This window comes from Streptomyces sp. NPDC088745 (assembly GCF_044751045.1).
GTDB classification, from domain to species: Bacteria; Actinomycetota; Actinomycetes; order Streptomycetales; family Streptomycetaceae; genus Streptomyces; species Streptomyces cremeus.
On sequence record NZ_JBIVLB010000001.1, the window covers coordinates 628,990 to 643,268 of the forward strand.

General features: G+C 72.9%; 14 protein-coding genes. 9 read left to right on the forward strand and 5 right to left on the reverse strand.

Going from position 1 to position 14,279, the window contains the following annotated elements; translation table 11 throughout:
* Nucleotides 1-34: 34 nt before the first annotated feature.
* The gene (locus ACIP93_RS02885; protein ID WP_345221144.1) at nt 35-1,054 is read right to left on the reverse strand and encodes a PRC and DUF2382 domain-containing protein; all 1,020 of its coding nucleotides are present in this window, start codon (nt 1,052-1,054) and stop codon (nt 35-37) included.
* Between the two features lie 363 nt (nt 1,055-1,417).
* On the opposite strand from ACIP93_RS02885, the gene ACIP93_RS02890 reads away from it, so the two are divergent.
* On the forward strand, nt 1,418-3,796 hold the full coding sequence (locus ACIP93_RS02890) for an ATP-binding protein (protein WP_401754957.1): 2,379 nt from the start codon (nt 1,418-1,420) through the stop codon (nt 3,794-3,796).
* Between the two features lie 56 nt (nt 3,797-3,852).
* On the opposite strand, the gene ACIP93_RS02895 is transcribed toward ACIP93_RS02890, so the two are convergent.
* Nucleotides 3,853-3,990, reverse strand: a complete 138-nt coding sequence (locus tag ACIP93_RS02895) for a hypothetical protein (RefSeq protein WP_345221140.1) — start codon at nt 3,988-3,990, stop codon at nt 3,853-3,855.
* A 294-nt stretch (nt 3,991-4,284) separates the two neighbouring features.
* On the opposite strand from ACIP93_RS02895, the gene ACIP93_RS02900 reads away from it, so the two are divergent.
* The 3 genes from ACIP93_RS02900 to ACIP93_RS02910 all read left to right on the forward strand — a co-directional run bounded on the left by ACIP93_RS02900 (nt 4,285) and on the right by ACIP93_RS02910 (nt 6,544).
* Complete coding sequence (locus tag ACIP93_RS02900) at nt 4,285-4,707, forward strand: ATP-binding protein (protein ID WP_345221138.1); 423 nt, start codon at nt 4,285-4,287, stop codon at nt 4,705-4,707.
* A 96-nt stretch (nt 4,708-4,803) separates the two neighbouring features.
* Nucleotides 4,804-5,292 (forward strand): TrkA C-terminal domain-containing protein, encoded by a 489-nt coding sequence (locus tag ACIP93_RS02905; protein WP_345226346.1) that lies wholly within the window; start codon nt 4,804-4,806, stop codon nt 5,290-5,292.
* 19 nt (nt 5,293-5,311) lie between these two features.
* Nucleotides 5,312-6,544, forward strand: coding sequence for a cation:proton antiporter (locus ACIP93_RS02910; protein WP_345221136.1), 1,233 nt, complete (start codon nt 5,312-5,314; stop codon nt 6,542-6,544).
* Nucleotides 6,545-6,687: 143 nt separating this feature from the next.
* Here the strand turns inward: ACIP93_RS02910 and ACIP93_RS02915 are convergent, their stop codons facing one another.
* Nucleotides 6,688-7,353 (reverse strand): CatB-related O-acetyltransferase, encoded by a 666-nt coding sequence (locus ACIP93_RS02915; protein WP_401754962.1) that lies wholly within the window; start codon nt 7,351-7,353, stop codon nt 6,688-6,690.
* A 142-nt stretch (nt 7,354-7,495) separates the two neighbouring features.
* A complete protein-coding gene (locus tag ACIP93_RS02920; RefSeq protein WP_401754965.1) occupies nt 7,496-8,734 on the reverse strand; it encodes an MFS transporter in 1,239 nt (412 codons plus the stop codon).
* Between the two features lie 180 nt (nt 8,735-8,914).
* Between ACIP93_RS02920 and ACIP93_RS02925 the strand changes: the two genes are divergently transcribed.
* Together ACIP93_RS02925 and ACIP93_RS02930 are read left to right on the forward strand one after the other, a co-directional pair.
* Nucleotides 8,915-9,814, forward strand: coding sequence for a winged helix-turn-helix transcriptional regulator (locus ACIP93_RS02925; protein ID WP_401754968.1), 900 nt, complete (start codon nt 8,915-8,917; stop codon nt 9,812-9,814).
* A gap of 115 nt (nt 9,815-9,929) precedes the next feature.
* The gene (locus tag ACIP93_RS02930; RefSeq protein WP_401754971.1) at nt 9,930-11,507 is read left to right on the forward strand and encodes an alpha/beta fold hydrolase; all 1,578 of its coding nucleotides are present in this window, start codon (nt 9,930-9,932) and stop codon (nt 11,505-11,507) included.
* A gap of 15 nt (nt 11,508-11,522) precedes the next feature.
* On the opposite strand, the gene ACIP93_RS02935 is transcribed toward ACIP93_RS02930, so the two are convergent.
* Complete coding sequence (locus ACIP93_RS02935; protein ID WP_401754974.1) at nt 11,523-11,771, reverse strand: hypothetical protein; 249 nt, start codon at nt 11,769-11,771, stop codon at nt 11,523-11,525.
* 201 nt (nt 11,772-11,972) lie between these two features.
* On the opposite strand from ACIP93_RS02935, the gene ACIP93_RS02940 reads away from it, so the two are divergent.
* From ACIP93_RS02940 to ACIP93_RS02950, 3 genes are read left to right on the forward strand one after another with little or no spacing between them, the layout of a single operon-like run.
* Nucleotides 11,973-13,148: an LLM class flavin-dependent oxidoreductase gene (locus ACIP93_RS02940; RefSeq protein WP_401755637.1), complete on the forward strand. Its 1,176-nt coding sequence runs from the start codon at nt 11,973-11,975 to the stop codon at nt 13,146-13,148.
* Complete coding sequence (locus ACIP93_RS02945; protein WP_401754977.1) at nt 13,145-13,771, forward strand: FMN reductase; 627 nt, start codon at nt 13,145-13,147, stop codon at nt 13,769-13,771. Before ACIP93_RS02940 ends, ACIP93_RS02945 begins: the two co-directional genes overlap by 4 nt.
* 50 nt (nt 13,772-13,821) lie before the next feature.
* On the forward strand, nt 13,822-14,244 hold the full coding sequence (locus ACIP93_RS02950) for a universal stress protein (RefSeq protein WP_401754980.1): 423 nt from the start codon (nt 13,822-13,824) through the stop codon (nt 14,242-14,244).
* Nucleotides 14,245-14,279: the final 35 nt, after the last annotated feature.

The window sequence follows — 14,279 nt, forward strand, 5'->3', positions numbered from 1 at the left end:
CGGGGAGCACGAAAGGGAGACCCCGGGAGGGGAGTCAGCGCTTGGTGGTGGGACCGCCGAGGTCGCCGTCGGCGTACTTGGCGCGGACGCCGTCGTTGAAGTCGACTTCCTCCTTGCGCACCTGGCCGGTCATCTCCTTCTGCTCGGTCACCTTGTAGACCTCCAGCCGCACCCGCTCGACCGGCACCGTCTCCTTGCGCATCACCGCGCGCTCCTCGTGCAGGACGACCTCGACCTGGCCCTCGCCGATCTGCGCCGCCGTGCGGCCCGCGCGGCGCTCCTCGTCCGTGATCGGGACGCGGGTGACCCGCACCTCCTCGTGGCTGACCGCCACGGACTTGGTGACGTCCTCCGTCACGACCCGCTTGCGGAGCTGGGCCCGGCCCGCCTCGCGTTCCTCGGTCGCGAAGCTCAGGCGCTCCTCGGAGAGCAGGAGCTCCTCGGTCTGGCCCTTGACGCCGTCCGCACCGGCGGCCGAGCGGGCCCCGGCGCCCGCCAGGGTGCGTCCGCCCGTGCCGTCCGACATGGTGTCGGCCAGCGGACGGGCCGTCGTCCTGCCGCGGTCGGCGGCACCGGAGGCGGCCGCGGCCGCCGTGCCGGTCGCTGCCGTACCGGCGGCCGCCGCACCCGCGGCGCCTGCCGCGTGGCGGCCCGTCGACGTCGTCTGCGTCGTCTGCGTCGTCTGCGTCGTACGGCCCGCGGCGCCGTTGCCGGAGAGGCGGCCGGTGTCGCCGGGACCCGACAGCCCGTAGTGCCGGTACAGCTCGCCCTCCTCGGAGCGGTCCAGGTGGCCGTCCACGTCGATCCTCGGGGCGTCCTTGATGAGGTCCTTGCTGTGCGGCACGCGCAGGCCGCTGTCCGTGCGCGTCGAGCCGGCCAGGGGCACGAAGGTCTCCTTGGTGCCGAACAGCCCGGTCCGTACCGTGACCCACTCCGGTTCCCCGGTGGTGTCGTCGCGGTAGACCTTCTGCACGGCCCCGACCTTGTTGCCCTCTGCGTCGACCACGTTCGCGCCGGACAGGTCCTCGGGGGTGTAGCCGTTGGGAGCGGTCATGGGCTTCTCGTCTCCTTCCGCGCAGCGTCGGTGCGGCACTGATGCGGCACCGATCCAGTGCGATGCCCTGCGCATACGTCCAGTGCGCGCCTCTCCCGCCGCGTTCGCTACCCCAGTGATCGCGCGAACACCCTCCGAAAGCGCCCCCGGACCCGCCGGGGAGCCGCCCCACCGGCTGTATCAGGCCCTGCACGGCCTGTCGGGCCCGTTCCGCCCCAGGTACTCCGTTCGAGTGAACCCGGTTCTGGAGGCGGTCTTGCTCCGGGCCGTCACGACCTGTCACCGTGCGGTCCGTACGCTGACACGTGATGCCCTAACGGGCCACACTGGTGGGCACATTGAGAACCGCGTGTGGGGGGCGACATGGCACTCGGCTACACCCGGCGCACCGGCACGCTGCCCGTGGAAGTGACCGGTTTCGTGGGGCGGGTCTCCGAGCTCGACCGCGTCCGGGAACTGCTGCGGCGCTCGCGTCTTGCCACGCTGATCGGGCCGGGCGGCGTCGGCAAGAGCCGTCTCGCACTGCGTACGGCACTGTCGCTCAAGGGCGACTACGACGACGGGGTCGTGCTGGTCGAACTGTCCGCGCTGCACGACCCGGAGCTGCTGCCGGGCGCCGTGGCGAGCGCGCTGGGACTGCCCGAGCAGTCCGGGCGGGTGGTCGTGGACGTCGTCGTCGAGCACCTGGAGGAGCGCCGGGTGCTGCTCGTGCTCGACACCTGCGAGCACCTCCTCGACGCGTGCGCGCTGCTGGCGGACCTGCTGCTGCGCGAGGCGCCGGGCGTGACGGTGCTGGCGACCAGCCGGCAGCCGCTGGACGTCCCCGGCGAGCACACGCTGCCGGTGCCGCCGCTGGGCGACGTGGACGCCGTCGAGCTGTTCGCGCAGCGGGCGGCGGCCGTCGTGCCGGACTTCGAGGTGACCGACGACAACCGCGACGACGTGCTCGCCCTGTGCCACCGGCTGGACGGCATCCCGCTGGCCATCGAGCTGGCGACGGTACGGCTGCGGGCCCTGCCCCTGGCGCAGCTCGCGGCACGTCTGGAGCACCGCTTCCAGGTCCTCACCGGCGGGCGGCGCAGCGCGACCCTGCCCCGGCACCAGACGCTCCGTACCGCCATCGACTGGAGCCACGAGCTGTGCTCCCCGCAGGAGAAGCTGCTGTGGTCGCGGCTGTCGGTGTTCGCCGGCTCCTTCGACCTGACGGCGGTCGAGGAGGTCTGCTCGGACGACTCGGACGACTCAGCCGCCCCCGACGGCTCAACCGCCCCCGACGGCTCGGGGAGCGGCGGCCCGCTGCCCCGCGAGGAGATCCTGGAGCACCTGATAGGGCTCGTCGACAAGTCCGTCGTGCTGCGCGACGGCGACGAGGGCGCCCGCTACCGGCTGCTCGACACCATTCGGGAGTACGGGGCGGACAAGTGCGGCGCCGCCGAGCGCGAACGGTGCGGGCGCCGCCACCGCGACCACTACCTGGGCCGCGCCTCGTACTTCTTCGAGATGCTGCTCAGCGCCGAACAGGTCCCGCTGTACTGGCAGTTGCACCGCGACCTCGCCGACCTGCGCAGCGCCCTGGACTACTCGCTCGCCCGCCCCGACGGGGTGCGCCCCGCCCTGGTGATGGCGGCCCGGCTGTGGCCGTTCTGGTCGACGGCCGGGCTCTTCACGGAGGGCCGCTACTGGCTCGACAAGGGCCTGACCCAGGAGCCGGAGCCGTCGCGCGAACGGTCCCAGGCGCTGCTGTGGGGCAGCCTGCTGGCCGTGATGCAGGGCGACGTGGGCGTGGCGCACGCGGGCTTCACGGAGACCATGGAGGTCGCCCGGGCCGCCCGTTGCGAGCTGGACCGGATGCTGGCGCTCGGCTACCTCGGCGGGATCGCCTGGCTGTTCGGGGAGACCGCACAGGGCCGCGAGGCGCTGACCGAGGCGCTGGCCGGGCTGGTGCGCATCGACGACCCGCTGGGCCTGACCCTGTTCCACTACGCCAACGCGTACTGCTTCGCCCTGATACGGCGTTCCGACGACTCGGACGCGCACGCCGACCAGGCGCTGCGCCGGATCAAGGAGGCCCCGGGCGGCGGGGTCGGCGAGTGCATGATCACCAGCCAGGTGCTCGGCATCAAGGGCATGGCCGCCTGGACCCGGAACGACCACTCCGAGAGCGTGCGCCTGGCCCGGGAGTCGCTGCGGGCCAGCCGGGAGCTGCGGGACGTGTTCGCCGCCACCAACTCCCTGGAGCTGCTCGCCTGGGGCTCGGCGGAGACCGGCCGCCACAGGCTGGCCGCCTGGCTGCTGGGGGCCTGTTCCGAGCAGTGGCGGAAGATCGGCTCGCCGATGATCGGGGTGGCGATCTACCAGGACGACCACTCCCGGGTGGAGACGGTCGTACGCGAGCAGCTCGGCGAACCGGAGTACCGGCTGCTCTACGAGCAGGGCGCGCGGCTCACCCTCGACCAGGCCGTCGAGCTGGCCCTGGCCGGGGCCTCCCGCCCGGTGTCCGCCGCGACCGCGGCCGACGGCAGGTCGTCCCTGGAGCACCTCACCCGGCGCGAGCGGGAGGTGGCGACGCTGGTCTCGGCGGGGCTGACCAACCGGGAGATCTCGGAGCGGCTGGTGATCTCCAAGCGGACGGCGGACGCGCACGTCGAGCACATCCTCGCCAAGCTCGGCTTCTCCTCGCGCACCCAGATCGCCGCGCTGGCGGGCGACGGGCCGGCGCTCGACGGGCCGGCAGGTGGGTGAGACGGCGGCGAGCGGGACGGCAGCGGGCGGAATCGCGGCCGGGTGGCGGCCCCCGCCTACTTCGACGGGCGACGCAGGTACCGCGCCGCCGCGTTGAGCACCGCGTACGCGAAGAACAGCGCGAGGAGGACCTGGGCGGCCACGGGCAGTTCCGGGCCCGGGGCGGCGGCGAGGGCGGTGCTGAGCGACGTCATGCGTCGCGTGTGCCCCCGTTCCGCGCGGGAACGCGGGCCCGTCCGGGGTCCGCCCATTCGGGCGACACCGCCCCGCCGCCGTTCGACCCCGTTCGGCACCGTTCTGGGCCCTTCATTCCGCACCCGAGGCGGTTCGAGGACTTTGGTCCTTTTTGCACCCCCGGCAGGATTCGTAGGACTGAAAACGCGATGATGGGGAAAGTGCGTCAGCAGAGCACCGGACATCACGGGGGACGTCAGGTGTACGACATGGACGGACGGTGCTAGATGGTGCTAACGGCGCGGGAAGCGACAATGACGGTGACCATCCCCTTCAGTGCCAGTGCGACGTACGACGGAGCGCCCGGCACGATCGGGGAGGCTCGCGATTTCGCCGAGGACTTCCTGGCACGGGCCGAGGCGCTGCACGGCGTACCGGTCACCCCGAGGACCTCGGGCACGGTCAAGCTGGTGGTCAGCGAGCTGGTCACCAACGCGGCGAAGTACGCGCCGGGCCCCTGTCTCCTCGACCTCTCGATCGGCAGCGACCGCACCGGCGAACCCGACCTCCAGATCACCGTCTGGGACACCGAGGACAGCATGCCGCAGCCCGGCGCACCGGACCCCGAGCGGATCGGCGGGCACGGCCTGGAACTGGTGCTGGCGCTGGTGTCGCGGTACGACATCCAGCGGATGGCCGGGGGAAAGCGGGTGCGGGTGCACCTGCCGCTGCCCTGAAACCACCGCGCAAAATTGCACAAAGCCCGACAACTCCGGCGGGAGTAAGGTAATGGAAACTTAAAGTTGATCAGTTTCCGCTCCCCGGAGGACGCCATGGGAACCCGCCGCTCCACCCTCCCCGGCATCGGCACCCAGTACGACTTCACCACCGAGGACGGCCGGCACATCTCCGTGGTCGTCCACCACGACGGCCGCCGCTTCCTCGGCTTCTACGACCGCGACGACCCCGACGCCTGCCAGCAGGCCGTCCCGCTCTCGCAGGACGAGGCCACCGCGCTCGCCCACCTCCTGGACGCCGCCCCCATCGACGCCGTGCGCACCGACGGCATCGACCTGGTCACCGAGCACATCCCGGTCACCTCCAAGTCCCCGTACGGCGGCAAGCTCCTCGGCGACACCAAGGCCCGTTCCCGTACCGGCGCCTCCATCGTGGCCGTCCTGCGCAGGGCCAGCGCCCACCCCTCCCCGGAGCCGGGCTTCCGCCTGGCCATCGGCGACACCCTGGTCGCGGTCGGCACCCGCGAGGGCGTGGACGCGCTGGCGGAGATCATCGCGGGCACGCCGGCCGGCGTGGACGACTGAGCCGGACGGGACGCACACCATGCACCACACCACCGCCCTCCTGATCGAGCTCGGCGCGGTCATCCTGGCGCTCGGCATCATCGGCCGCCTCGCCGGACGCATCGGCCTCTCCCCGATCCCGCTCTACCTGATAGCCGGTCTCGCCTTCGGCCACGGCGGCCTCATACCCCTGGACGCGAGCGAGGACTTCACCGCCGTCGGCGCCGAGATCGGCGTGATCCTCCTGCTGCTGCTCCTCGGCCTCGAATACAGCGCGAGTGAGCTGGTCAGCAGCCTCAAGACCCAGTACCCCTCCGGAATCGTCGACTTCCTCCTCAACGCGGTGCCCGGCGCGGCGGCGGCCCTCGTCCTCGGCTGGGGCCCCGTCGGCGCGGTCGCGCTCGCGGGCGTCACCTGGATCTCCTCCTCGGGCGTCATCGCCAAGGTCATGACCGACCTGGGCCGCCTCGGCAACCGTGAGACCCCCGTCGTCCTCGGCGTGCTGGTGATGGAGGACCTCGCGATGGCGGTCTACCTGCCGCTGCTCACCGCCATGCTGGCGGGCGTCGGCCTGGCAGGCGGCAGCGTCACCCTGCTGATCTCCCTCGGCACGGTCGGACTCGTCCTGTACGCGGCCCTGCGCCACGGCCGCCTGATCAGCCGCGCGGTGTCCTCGGACAACCCCGAGATGCTGCTCCTGGTCGTCCTCGGCCTGACCGTCCTGGTGGCAGGCGTCGCCCAGCAGCTCCAGGTGTCGGCGGCGGTCGGGGCCTTCCTGGTCGGCATCGCGCTGTCCGGCGAGGTGGCGGAGGGCGCGCACAAGCTCCTCTCCCCCCTGCGGGACCTCTTCGCCGCCGTCTTCTTCGTCTTCTTCGGCCTCTCCACGGACCCGGCGGACATCCCGCCGGTCCTGCTTCCGGCGCTGGTCCTGGCCGTCGTCACGACCCTGACGAAGATCGGCACGGGCTGGTACGCGGCCCGCCGCGCCGGCATCGGTGCGCGCGGTCGCCTGCGGGCGGGCGGAACCCTCGTCGCCCGGGGCGAGTTCTCCATCGTCATCGCGGGCCTCGCGGTGGCCACCGAGCCCCGTATCGGCCCGATCGCCACCGCCTACGTCCTGATCCTGGTCATCATCGGCCCGCTGGCGGCCCGCTGGACGGAACCCCTGGTCACGCGGATGCGGGGCGGCCGGGGCCGGAAGCAGGCCGCCGGGCCGCCGACGCTGGAGGACATGATCGCGGCGGAGTCCGGCACGCCCGCCGCCCGGTCGTAACGCGGTACCGCGCGAAGGCCGGGCCCGTGCCGCCACGGCGTACGGGCCCGGCCGCCCCGCACATCAACCTGCCGGCAGGTCAACCTCCCGGCGGGTCAACCTCCCGGCGGGTCGGCCTCCCGGCGGGTCGGCCTCTCGGCAGGTCAGCGCGGGGCGACGGCCGCCAGTTCGTCCACGGTGCCCGCCATGATCAGGCGGACGTGCTCGGTGATCAGCTCGACGGGCCAGTCCCACCAGGCGATCCCGACCAGCCGTTTGACGTCCTCGTCACTGAACCGCTTGCGGATCAGCTTCGCCGGGTTGCCGCCGACGATGCCGTAGTCCGGCACGTCGGAGGTCACGACGGAACCGGCCGCGACGATCGCCCCGTGCCCGATCCGCACCCCGGGCATGACGGTCACGCCGTAGCCGAGCCACACGTCGTTGCCCAGGACCGTGTCGCCGCGCTGCGGCAGGTCCATCAGCAGGTCGACGTTGGGCCCCCACGCGCCGCCCAGCGTCGAGAACGGGAAGGTGGACGGGCCGTCCATGCGGTGGTTGGCGCCGCCCATGATGAACCGCACACCGGTGGCGATCGCGCAGAACTTCCCGATCCGGAGACGGTCGGGGCCGTAGTGGTAGAGGACGTTCCGCGTCTCGAAGGCCGTGGGGTCGTCCGGGTCGTCGTAGTAGCTGTACTCCCCCACCTCGATCAGCTCGGACGTCACGAGGGGCTTCAGCAGGACGACGCGGGGCTGGCCGGGCATGGGGTGCAGGGTGCTCGGGTCGGTGACCGCCAACTCGGCGGCGGGCTGGGTCGGTTCACTCATGGGGTCCCCTCGTGCTGACTGCGAATGATCACCCCGAACCTCTCATGCCCGCCGCCGGGGTCCCACACGGGCCGGTTCCCCGCCCGCCAGGCGAGGTGGCCGCCGCCCAGGTCGGTCACGGTCCGCCCCCACCTGACAGGGCTCACCCGCTGGGGCGCTTGGGACCGAAGTCCCGGAGACGGCCGGCGCGTGCGGCGAGCAGGCACAGCGGGGGCAGGACGGCCGCCGCGCAGACCGCCTCCAGGGCCGCATGGGTTCCGGCGTACGTGGCGAGCACGCCCGCCATGAGCGCGCCGACGGGCTGGGCGCCCCAGGAGACGAAACGCACGGTGGCCATGACCCGGGACAGCAGCTCGGGCGGGGACTGGGTCTGGCGGTAGGTGCGGGTGGTGATCGAGCCGATGACGACGCCGAAGGCGAAGCCCGCGTTGCCGAGGGCGAACCAGTACGCGTCGGCGGCACTCGTGGTCAGCGGAATCAGCGCCGCGGCGGCGACGCCGCCCGCCAGCGTGGCCCCGACGACCCCGCGCGCGGTGCCGAACCGCCGGGTGATCCGCACCGCCACCGACGATCCGGCGAGCGCGCCGATACCGTCCATGGCGAGCACCAGGCCGAGTTGGACGGGCGTCAGACCGGCCTCGCGGACCAGATAGAGGGGGGTGAGGGCGAGCAGCGCGGCGCAGACGAAGTTGGTGGCGGTCGCCCAGAGCATGCAGGGCATCATCACCGGATGCCGCGTCACGTACCGCCAGCCCTCGCGGATCTGCCGCAGCGCGCTGTCGCCGGTACGGGGCGCGGGACGGCGCTCGGGGAGGGCGCGCAGCAGGACGGCCGAGACGACGTAGCTGACGGCGTCCACCAGGAGCGCGCCGACCGGACCCGCCGCCTGCACGAGGAGACCGCCCGCGGAGGGGCCTCCGGTCTCGGTGACGGCGGCCGTGCCGGACATCAGACTGTTGCGGGCGGCGAGCTGGTGGGCCGGGACGACGGCGGGCAGGAAGGTCGAGTTCGCTATGTCGAACAGAACGGTGCAGGCACCGGTGACCAGAGCGGCGAACAGCAGATGCGGGTACGTGAGGGCATCGCACCACCAGGCCGCCGGCAAGGACCCGAGCGCGCCGAACCGGACGAGATCCAGGGCGACTTGCAGCCTGCGCAGCGGCACGCGCCCGGCGACCACCCCGGCCGGGAGGCTGAGCAGCAGCCAGGAGATCTGACCGGCGGCGGCGAGCAGGGTGACCTGGAGGGCGGAGGCGTCCAGGACGGTGAGGGCGACCAGGGGCAGGGCGAGCGCGGTGACGGCGGTGCCCGCGTGGCTGACGGTGGAGGCACACCAGAACCGCCAGAAGTGGCCGGCGGAGGCCGTCAGGGTCTCGCTCATGCCACGTCCTTCTCCGACGGAAGACGAGTGAGTCCCCTTTGGAGACTGACTCCTACGAGTGAGTTTCTATCGGAAACTCACTCGGTGCCGCAAGATGGTTCCGACGACGAGCGATGACGAACAACGACGGACGACGGCGCACCCGGAGACCCCGCTCGCACTCCGCACGACAGGAGACCCATGGCCAGGACCGTTCCCGAGCGGGATGCCGCCTGCGCGATCGCCCAGGCGGCCGCGGTGATCGGCGACTGGTGGAGCCTGCTCCTGGTGCGGGAGACCGCGCGCGGACACCACCGGTTCGACGCGCTTCTGGAGGAGCTGGGGATCTCCCGGAAGGTGCTGACGGAGCGGCTGGCGCAGTTGGTGGAGGCCGGGGTCCTGGAGAAGGTTCCGTACCAGCACAACCCGGTGCGCCACGAGTACCGGCTGACGGAGCGCGGACGCGGCCTGCTGCCCGTGCTGCTCTCCATGCAGGACTGGGCGGACCGCTGGGTGCTCGGCGACGGCTCGCTGAGCGGCACGGCCGACGAGACGAGCGCCGAGGCGCACCGGGTGGCAAGCCTGGTGGGCGAACGCCTGCCGCACCTGCGACTCCCCCGGCACGTGGACGGCACCCCGTCGGACCCGGTGGCGGAAGGGGCCGCGGCCACCGTCCTGTTCACCTACCCGGCGACCGGCCGCCCGAGCCCGTTGCCCGACGGCTGGGCCTCCATCCCCGGGACGGTCGGCTGCACACTGGAGAACCGGCTGTTCCGCGAGAAGTACGACGACTTCCGAGCGGCGGGAGCCCAGGTGCACGGCGTGAGCACCCAACGCCCCGACGAACAACGGGTGTTCGCGGTCGAGGAGGGCCTGCCCTTCCCCCTCCTCTCCGACGTCGACCTCCGCCTCTCAGCGGCGCTGCGCCTGCCGGTGTTCCGCGCGGGCCAGGCCCTGCGCCTGAAACGCGCCGTCCTGGTGCTGGACCGCACCCGCACGGTGCGCCACGCCCGCTTCCCGGTCCTGGACATCCCGGGCGCGGTACACGAGGCCCTGGAAACGGCCCGGAACCTGGCCGCCGACACCGGTCCGACCCGGTAGGCGGCATCCGACGCCCGTCCCCCGGGCGAGGCGGTGTGCGTCGCGCGAAGCACCCCTCGCCCGTACGGAGGTCCACCGCGTGCGGCCGGGCCCGGGGCCGCCCAGGCTGGGCCGCATGGGAGAGTGCGGACAGGGACGTGCGCGCCGGGCCCGCCTGCCTGCCGGGCGGGCCCGGTACGTCGTCGGACTGCTGCTCTGCCTGGTCCTCGCCGCCTGCGGCGGGAGTGGCGGGAGCGAGGAACGGGCCACCGCGCCGCCCCCCGTGCCCGCGCCCCGGGCCGTGTGGCAGGACTGTCCCGTCACCGGTCAGCCCACCCGTGAGTGCGCCGTCCTCAAGGTGCCCGTCGACGCCGCCGAGCCCGGCTCCGGGGACCTCGACCTGGCCGTCTCCCGGCTGCCGGCCACCGACAAGCGGCGGCGGGTCGGCGTGCTCGTGATGGACCCGGGCGGGCCCGGCCTCCCGGGGCTCTACACCGCCGCCGCCCTGCTGCCGCCGCAGATCCGCGCGCGGTACGACGTCGTGGGGTACGACCGGCGCGGCTCCGGCCGGAGCACGCCCGTCGACTGCGGTGAGCCCGGCGGCACGATCGGCAGGCCGGCGGACGAGGGGGAGTCCGCCGACCCGGCGCGGGCCGATCCGGCGGCCGTCGAGCGGGACGCGAAGGCGTACGTCACCCGGTGCCGTGCGAAGTACGGAGAGCTGCTGGCACATCTGGGGACGGACGCCACCGTGGCCGACCTGGAATCGATACGGCTGGCCCTCGGCGAGGACAAGCTGAGCCTGCTCATGGCCAGTTACGGGACCATGACCGCCCAGGCCTACCTGCGCACCCATCCCGACCGCGTCCGCGCCGCCGTCCTCGACGGCCCGGTCGATCCGGCGCAGTCCGGCGTCCGGGCGGCCCTGGCGGGTTCGGCGACCGAGGAGGAGGCCTCCGGCACCGCCGGGATGACCCCCGAGCAGAAGAGGGCCGCCCGGCTCCGCGCGCGGACGGCCGGGTTCCGGGCCTGGTGCACCACCTCGGGACCCGCCGAGTGCGCCGTCGCACCCGAACCGGACGAGGCCCTGGCCGCCGTCGCCGCGAAGGAGCCCGACGCCCTGGCCGGGGCCGCCGCCGCCGTGATGGTCGTCCCCTCCGACTGGCCGGGCTTCAGCCGGGCCCTCGACAGGGCGGCGGACGCGACGCCGGGCGACAGCGACGCGTACGCGAGTCTGCGGACGTACGCCGAGAAGGGCTTCCCGAAGGACGTCGCCGCCGCCCTGAAGGACCCGGGGGCCGGGACCGCCTTCGAACTCGGCGTCAAGTGCGCCGACTTCGGGTGGCCGAAGACCACCGCGGGGCTCCTGAAGGAGGTCGCGCGGGAGGCGGAGAGCAGGGACGCGGAAGGCAGTGCTGCTTATTACGCGGCGTTCTACGCGCCCTGCGCCGTCTGGCCGCGCGGCGGGCCCCCGCTCGGCGCGATCAGCGCGCCCCGGGCCCCGCGGCCGCTGCTCCTCAACGCCGAGAAGGACATCCGTACGCCCCTGGCCGCGGCCCGGAAGGTGGCGGAGCGGCTGCCCGCCGCACTGCTCACGGCCGGCGGACAGCTCCACGGCCTGGCCCGGTCCGGCGATCCGTGCGTGAACACGGCGGTGGAGAGGACGCTGGTCGACGGCCGGGCGGCGAGGGACGGCACCTGTCCGGAGGACTAGGCCACGGCCCGGCGTTCAGTTGAAGCGGCGCAGGTGTTCCTCCGTGGGCCGGAAGCGTTTGGAGCAGTTGCCGCACCACCAGCGCCAGTGGTGCTCGTCGCTCTCCCGGATCTCGGCCCGGGTGTCCTTCCAGAGCAGGCCCTGACGGCAGTGGGGGCAGGTGGGAGGGATGGGGGGCGGCGAGGGGACCCCCGGGGCGGGGGCACCGGGGGCGGGGGCACCGGAGGCGGGGGCGTCGGTGCGTGCTGTCGTACGTGTGGACATCCCGGCAGAGTGCACCGCCGCAAGCGCGGCGTGGAGCGATTTCATGCAGGCATCACCCCTTCGGGTAGCCGGGCGTGACCGGGCGGGGTCCCGGGCGCACAGGGGTGGGAATAGATCCCGTACCGCACCCGTTCTTGAGGTCGTTCAACATTCAACCGTCATGCGACGGAATCACACCAGGCGGGTGCCCCGATGAACGCGATGCAGTTCGGAATCTTCACCGTCGGCGACGTCACGGCCGACCCGACGACGGGCCGGACGCCGACCGAGCACGAGCGGATCAAGGCGATGGTCGCCATCGCCCAGAAGGCCGAGGAGGTCGGCCTGGACGTCTTCGCGACCGGTGAGCACCACAACCCGCCGTTCGTCCCGTCCTCCCCGACCACGATGCTCGGCCACATCGCCGCGCGCACCGAGCGCCTCATCCTCTCCACGTCCACCACCCTCATCACCACCAACGACCCGGTGAAGATCGCCGAGGACTACGCGATGCTCCAGCACCTGGCCGACGGGCGCGTCGACCTGATGATGGGACGCGGCAACACCGGCCCGGTCTACCCGTGGTTCGGCAAGGACATCCGCCAGGGCATCGCGCTCGCCGTGGAGAACTACGCGCTCCTCCACGAGCTGTGGCGGAAGGACGTCGTGAACTGGGAGGGGAAGTTCCGCACTCCGCTGCAGTCCTTCACCTCGACCCCGCGCCCGCTGGACGGCGTCCCGCCGTTCGTCTGGCACGGCTCGATCCGCTCCCCGGAGATCGCCGAGCAGGCCGCGTACTACGGCGACGGCTTCTTCGCGAACAACATCTTCTGGCCGAAGGACCACTTCCGGAAGCTGATCAACCTCTACCGCGAGCGCTACGCGCACTACGGGCACGGCACCCCCGACCAGGCCGTGGTGGGCCTCGGCGGCCAGCTCTTCCTGCACAAGAACTCGCAGGAGGCCGTGCGGCGCTTCCGTCCGTACTTCGACAACGCCCCGGTCTACGGACACGGCCCGTCCTTGGAGGAGTTCACCTCCCAGACCCCGCTGACGGTCGGTTCGCCGCAGGAGGCCATCGAGAAGACCCTCACCTTCCGCGAGAGCTTCGGCGACTACCAGCGTCAGCTCTTCCTCATGGACCACGCGGGCCTGCCGCTGAAGACGGTTCTGGAGCAGCTCGACATCCTCGGCGAGGAGGTCGTCCCGGTCCTCCGCGAGGAGATGGAGAAGAACCGTCCGGCCGGCGTCCCGGACGCCCCGACCCACGCGGCCCGGGTGGCCCAGGCCCTCGCCGACACCACCGGCACCACCGGCGCCACCGGCTCCGACAGCGACACGAACACCGGCTCCCACAGCGACTCCGCCCACGGCACCGAGGAGGTCTCGGCATCATGACCACGTCCCCGCACCCGGCCGCGCCCCGTCTGGTCGTCGTCTCGGCCGGCCTGAGCGTCCCCTCCTCCACCCGCCTCCTGGCGGACCGTCTGGCGGAGGCGGCGCGCACCGAACTCCCCACCGCCTCGGTGGAGTTCGTCGAGCTGCGCGAACTGGCCACCGCCATCGCGAACCACCTGGTCACGGGCTTCCCCAGCGAACCCCTGCACCGGGCGATCGAAGCGGTCTCGGCGGCGGACGGCCTGATCGCCGTCACCCCGGTGTTCGCCGCCTCCTACAGCGGGCTGTTCAAGTCCTTCTTCGACCTGATCGACCCGGACGCCCTGACCGGCACCCCGGTCCTGATCGCGGCGACCGGCGGCACGGCCCGCCACTCCCTCGCCCTGGAGCACGCCGTCCGGCCCCTGTTCTCGTACCTCCACGCGCTGACCGTCCCGACCTCGGTCTTCGCCGCCTCGGAGGACTGGGGCGGGGAGGGTGACGCGTTCACGGCCCACCTCCCGGGCCGGGTCGTCCGGGCGGCCGCGGAGCTGGCCGCCCAGATGCGGATGCGGAGCGCCCGCCCGGAGACCGAGGAAGTGACCCCCTTCGCCCAGCAGCTCTCCGACCTGCGCCTCGACTGACCGTTTCGCGTAGATTGACCGGAAAGAAGCCGTCCTGAAGGGGAGCTCCCATGGCAGCAGGAAAGATCGTCGTCGGTGTGGACGGCTCGGACCATTCCGTGCGCGCCCTGCACTGGGCCGCCCGCCAGGCCGGCCTGGCCGGTGCGGAGCTGGTCGCGGTGACGGCCTGGGAGTACCCGGTCTGGGGCGGCCTGACCCCGGAGGCGGCCACGTACGACCCGCAGCGCGAGGCGGCGAAGGTGCTCACCGAGACCGTCGAACGGGCCCTGGGCGCGGCGGCCGCCCGCCAGGTCACCCGGAAGACCCACAAGGGCAACGCGGCCGAGGCCCTGCTGCGGCAGGCGGAGGACGCCGAGCTCCTGGTGGTGGGCGCCCGCGGGTACAGCGGCCTGAAGGCGGCGGTGCTGGGCTCGGTCTCCCTGCACGTGGTCCAGCACGCGCCGGTCCCGGTGACGGTGGTGCACGGGGCCTGACCGCCCCGCCCCCGGCGGGAGGCGGGCGGCCGGCC

Bases quoted from the DNA above. Each gene is read 5' to 3' on its own strand.
- ACIP93_RS02900 (WP_345221138.1), top strand. From the start codon at position 4,285: ATGACGGTGACCATCCCCTTCAGTGCCAGTGCGACGTACGACGGAGCG.
- ACIP93_RS02890 (WP_401754957.1), top strand. From the start codon at position 1,418: ATGGCACTCGGCTACACCCGGCGCACCGGCACGCTGCCCGTGGAAGTG.
- ACIP93_RS02910 (WP_345221136.1), top strand. From the start codon at position 5,312: ATGCACCACACCACCGCCCTCCTGATCGAGCTCGGCGCGGTCATCCTG.
- ACIP93_RS02915 (WP_401754962.1), bottom strand. From the start codon at position 7,353: ATGAGTGAACCGACCCAGCCCGCCGCCGAGTTGGCGGTCACCGACCCG.
- ACIP93_RS02935 (WP_401754974.1), bottom strand. From the start codon at position 11,771: ATGTCCACACGTACGACAGCACGCACCGACGCCCCCGCCTCCGGTGCC.
- ACIP93_RS02920 (WP_401754965.1), bottom strand. From the start codon at position 8,734: ATGAGCGAGACCCTGACGGCCTCCGCCGGCCACTTCTGGCGGTTCTGG.
- ACIP93_RS02895 (WP_345221140.1), bottom strand. From the start codon at position 3,990: ATGACGTCGCTCAGCACCGCCCTCGCCGCCGCCCCGGGCCCGGAACTG.
- ACIP93_RS02940 (WP_401755637.1), top strand. From the start codon at position 11,973: ATGCAGTTCGGAATCTTCACCGTCGGCGACGTCACGGCCGACCCGACG.
- ACIP93_RS02885 (WP_345221144.1), bottom strand. From the start codon at position 1,054: ATGACCGCTCCCAACGGCTACACCCCCGAGGACCTGTCCGGCGCGAAC.
- ACIP93_RS02950 (WP_401754980.1), top strand. From the start codon at position 13,822: ATGGCAGCAGGAAAGATCGTCGTCGGTGTGGACGGCTCGGACCATTCC.
- ACIP93_RS02905 (WP_345226346.1), top strand. From the start codon at position 4,804: ATGGGAACCCGCCGCTCCACCCTCCCCGGCATCGGCACCCAGTACGAC.
- ACIP93_RS02945 (WP_401754977.1), top strand. From the start codon at position 13,145: ATGACCACGTCCCCGCACCCGGCCGCGCCCCGTCTGGTCGTCGTCTCG.
- ACIP93_RS02930 (WP_401754971.1), top strand. From the start codon at position 9,930: ATGGGAGAGTGCGGACAGGGACGTGCGCGCCGGGCCCGCCTGCCTGCC.
- ACIP93_RS02925 (WP_401754968.1), top strand. From the start codon at position 8,915: ATGGCCAGGACCGTTCCCGAGCGGGATGCCGCCTGCGCGATCGCCCAG.